Origin of the sequence: Candidatus Nanobsidianus stetteri (assembly GCF_003086415.1) — an archaeon.
Taxonomy (GTDB): domain Archaea; phylum Nanobdellota; class Nanobdellia; order Nanobdellales; family Nanobdellaceae; genus Nanobdella; species Nanobdella stetteri_A.
In genome coordinates this window covers 1-3406 of sequence record NZ_QEFP02000015.1, presented here as the reverse complement: position 1 = coordinate 3406, position 3406 = coordinate 1, and the positions used below count along the sequence as shown (strand labels likewise).

The 3406-nt window shown below is 25.5% G+C and carries 5 protein-coding genes and 1 tRNA gene; 2 read left to right on the top strand and 4 right to left on the bottom strand.

Going from position 1 to position 3406, the window contains the following annotated elements; all coding sequences use genetic code 11:
• Window positions 1-393: 393 nt before the first annotated feature.
• Entirely contained in the window at window positions 394-615 is a 222-nt protein-coding gene (locus tag DDW03_RS02300) for a hypothetical protein (protein ID WP_228615450.1), read from the top strand.
• A 40-nt stretch (window positions 616-655) separates the two neighbouring features.
• On the opposite strand, the gene upsA is transcribed toward DDW03_RS02300, so the two are convergent.
• Window positions 656-1138 (bottom strand): pilin subunit UpsA, encoded by a 483-nt coding sequence (gene upsA / locus DDW03_RS02295; protein ID WP_228615449.1) that lies wholly within the window; start codon window positions 1136-1138, stop codon window positions 656-658.
• Window positions 1139-1245: 107 nt separating this feature from the next.
• On the opposite strand from upsA, the gene DDW03_RS02290 reads away from it, so the two are divergent.
• Window positions 1246-1320: transfer RNA gene (locus tag DDW03_RS02290), tRNA-Arg, on the top strand.
• 187 nt (window positions 1321-1507) lie between these two features.
• Here DDW03_RS02290 and DDW03_RS02285 read toward each other — a convergent pair.
• The 3 genes from DDW03_RS02285 to DDW03_RS02275 are packed head-to-tail and all read right to left on the bottom strand — an operon-like array spanning window position 1508 to window position 3173.
• Entirely contained in the window at window positions 1508-1972 is a 465-nt protein-coding gene (locus DDW03_RS02285) for a hypothetical protein (RefSeq protein ID WP_228615448.1), read from the bottom strand.
• Between the two features lie 2 nt (window positions 1973-1974).
• The gene (locus tag DDW03_RS02280; protein ID WP_228615447.1) at window positions 1975-2850 is read right to left on the bottom strand and encodes a CoA-binding protein; all 876 of its coding nucleotides are present in this window, start codon (window positions 2848-2850) and stop codon (window positions 1975-1977) included.
• Window positions 2847-3173, bottom strand: a complete 327-nt coding sequence (locus DDW03_RS02275; protein ID WP_228615446.1) for a transcriptional regulator — start codon at window positions 3171-3173, stop codon at window positions 2847-2849. Before DDW03_RS02275 ends, DDW03_RS02280 begins: the two co-directional genes overlap by 4 nt.
• Window positions 3174-3406: the final 233 nt, after the last annotated feature.

Below are 3406 nucleotides of genomic sequence, written 5' to 3'. Positions count from 1 at the left end.
TTTAATTCTTTACGTTCTAATTTTTTACATACAGTATAATATGTAATATCTTTAGATTGACTTGAAATTAAATCTTCGACTTTTCCAGTAGAATCTTTCGGAACCATACTTAGTTATCTGTTGAAAAATTTTTAATATATATCGTTAGCATCTACTATAATATAATAATTACATTAAAATATTCTGCATATTTTAGTATTCTAAATTAAAAATATAAATAATGAAATTAAAAAATAAACTTATCGGCAATCCAAAAGAGGAAGAAAAATTATAAAAAACATACCAAAAAAGACAAAAAGATAAATATAAATGTAAAAAATTTAAAAGAATCTAAAAAGAACTTAGGGATATTAAAGAACTTTAAAAATAACTAAAGATAGTCTAAATGAATTGATGAAATATATAAAATCTTTAAAGAATTTATACGGAGCTAATTTAAATAGTATTTATCCAGAAATTATTCAATTAGAAAAACATATAAAGAATCTTTATAAGATATTGGAAGAGATTAAAAAGAAGAGACAGTCAAAGAATTTTGAAGGAAAATATCATAGCATATTAAATGAAATACATAACCTTTGGGAATTCCGTAAGCATAAAATTTCAAGGAAGTAATTTTTATAAAAATTTTTATTTAATTATAAAAACTTTAAATCTAAGAAGCAGCTAATGATGATTGGACGGATACGCCATTATATGTAAATGTGAATATGTAATAATACTCCGCAGTACTCCAATCATTAACTATATTGACTGGACCCGAACATGATAATAATAATGTTACTTGTCGACCTGGTGGAATTATTGAATTACCATTTACTACTGATGCAGTACATGAATCTGTATTACCATCATATGTTGCATTTGAAGCATAATATTCTGCAGCTGTTATAATTAAGGTATTATTATTAATTGGTACATTTCCATTATTATATATTATTGCATATATATTACCGTTAGAAATATATACTTGAGGTACATTAAAGGATGTTATTTGTGTAGCCTGGGCAACCTGACCTGATGTAGTTTGTGTCAAAGTAGAAAACAGCCCAGATAACCATGCATACATTAATCCCGCTATTGCTACTGTCATTACAATTAATAATATTGTTGCAATAATTGGAGATATACCCTTCATAAATAATCTAATAGAATATCGATATTTATAAATTTTTGATTTAAGAGGTTTGATTTACTATAATCAAAATTTAATAAAAGAATGAATAATTAAATTAAATTAGAAAAGGACCCGTAGCTCAGCATGGATAGAGCGACGGCCTCCTAAGCCGTAGGTCGGGGGTTCGAATCCCCCCGGGTCCGCTTAATTGATTTTAACATTAATTTCTTTTTTATAATATCTTAATCCCAATAAAAATAGAGAAGAAACTTCATATACATAAACCATTGGCATAAAATCTGTAATATAATATATAAACAATGTTGTATTACTAAAAAATATACTAAGAAAAATCCTAAATTACTCTTAAAGAAAATATTTATAAAAATTTTATATCCAATTATTTCTCTTTAATCTTAATAAAAATGATAGCGCTTTAGCAGCTTCTTCTGGAGATTCAAATACTGGTAAATATTCTTCAACATATATCTTTATTTGTTCTGTAAATCCCCCTCCATATATTAAAAATACTAAAGGAATTTTTTTATTAATTATTTTTGATAATTTTTCAGGAAATTTTTCTGTAAAGAAAGGTAATTGGGGTAATAATATCGCAATTATACCTTCAGTTCTTGGATCATTTAATAAAATCTTCAATCCCTCTATATATTGATCTTCATTTGCCTGAGCTGTAGTATCTATTGGATTATGAAATGATGCAAAAGAAGGTAAAATACTTTTTAATTTTTCTTTAACATCTTCTGGTGTTTCTTCTATTTTAATATTATTTTCCTCTAAGGCATCTGTCGTTAAAACACCTTCACCTCCTCCATTTGTATATATATAAATTACCATAATTATAAATAAAATGCCAGAGTTTTTAAATAGATCATAAAATCCCCCATACTTTTTGCTTCAATTATATTATATTGCTTAAATAAATTTCTATATACCTCATAATCTCCAGCCATGGATGCTGTATGAGAAGAAACTGCAACAGAACCTCTCTTTGTTTTCCCAGATTTTAATACTATTACTGGTTTATTTAATTGACTTGCAACTTCTAAAAATTCTCTACCCCTTCCCTCTCTTAATCCTTCCATATATATAAATATTGCCTTAGAATTTTGATCATCCTTTAATTCTTTTAATATTTCAACTTCATCTAAATCAATTTTATTCCCATAAGAAATTATCTTTGATACACCAATATTTTTACTTGATAACCATTCCATAAATGCTAAAGCAATTGCACCAGATTGTGATAATAAAACAATTTTTCCTTTCTTTGGTCTTATTAACCTTTTATCATCAACAAAAAATGTATCTATACCATTATATGGATCGTATACACCCATACCATTAGGTCCTAATATTCTTATCCTATATTTTTTTGAATATTCCAATATTTTTTCTTCAAGATCTTTTCTTCCAACTTCAGAAAACCCGGCAGAAACTATTATTGCCAATTTTACTCCCTTTTCTCCAGCTTGTTTTACAACTTCAGGAACACCTTCCGCAGGTATTGCTATTACAACAGCATCTATATTTTCATTTATTTCAAGAATATTCTTGTAACATTTTAAATTATATAAATAATCATAATTTGGATTTACAGGATATATTTTTCCAGGAAATCTTTTAATAAAATTTTTTAATATTATATTTCCAACCTTTCCCCCTTTATTACTAGCCCCTACAATTGCAACAGATTTTATATCAAATATACTCATACTTTAATATAGCATTTTACATATTTATATCTTTTTTCACATAATTGGCATAGCATAGATTGTAAATCTATTAATTTAATATTTTTATCTTTTTTTAATGATTCTGCCATTTTAATTAATATAATTTTATCTTCTTCATCAAATTCAAAATAAGATTTGCCTCTTATACCCTTTAAATATTGAGAAACTGCAGATTGAGTTATTGATAATTTATCCGCAATTTCTTCCTGAGACATTTTATAATTATCATACAATATTTTTGACAATTCCTTTCTAATTGAAGGAAGCAGTTCTTTTACGAATAGCTCACATCTCAGTGTCATATAATGATGTTATATAACAAAATTTAAAAATAACTAAATAAACATCAGGTATGAAAATAATGAAGTATTAAGAAAAGATTACAAAAATACGATTAATAAATTAATTCTTAAGAATAAAGTAGCCTCAAAAAATTTATATAATATATATTTTAGGAACTTTTAAAAATATAATTTATTATTTTAAATTCAAACCGGTTGCAATACTTCTAAAAATTCCTGACAACATTATAAGA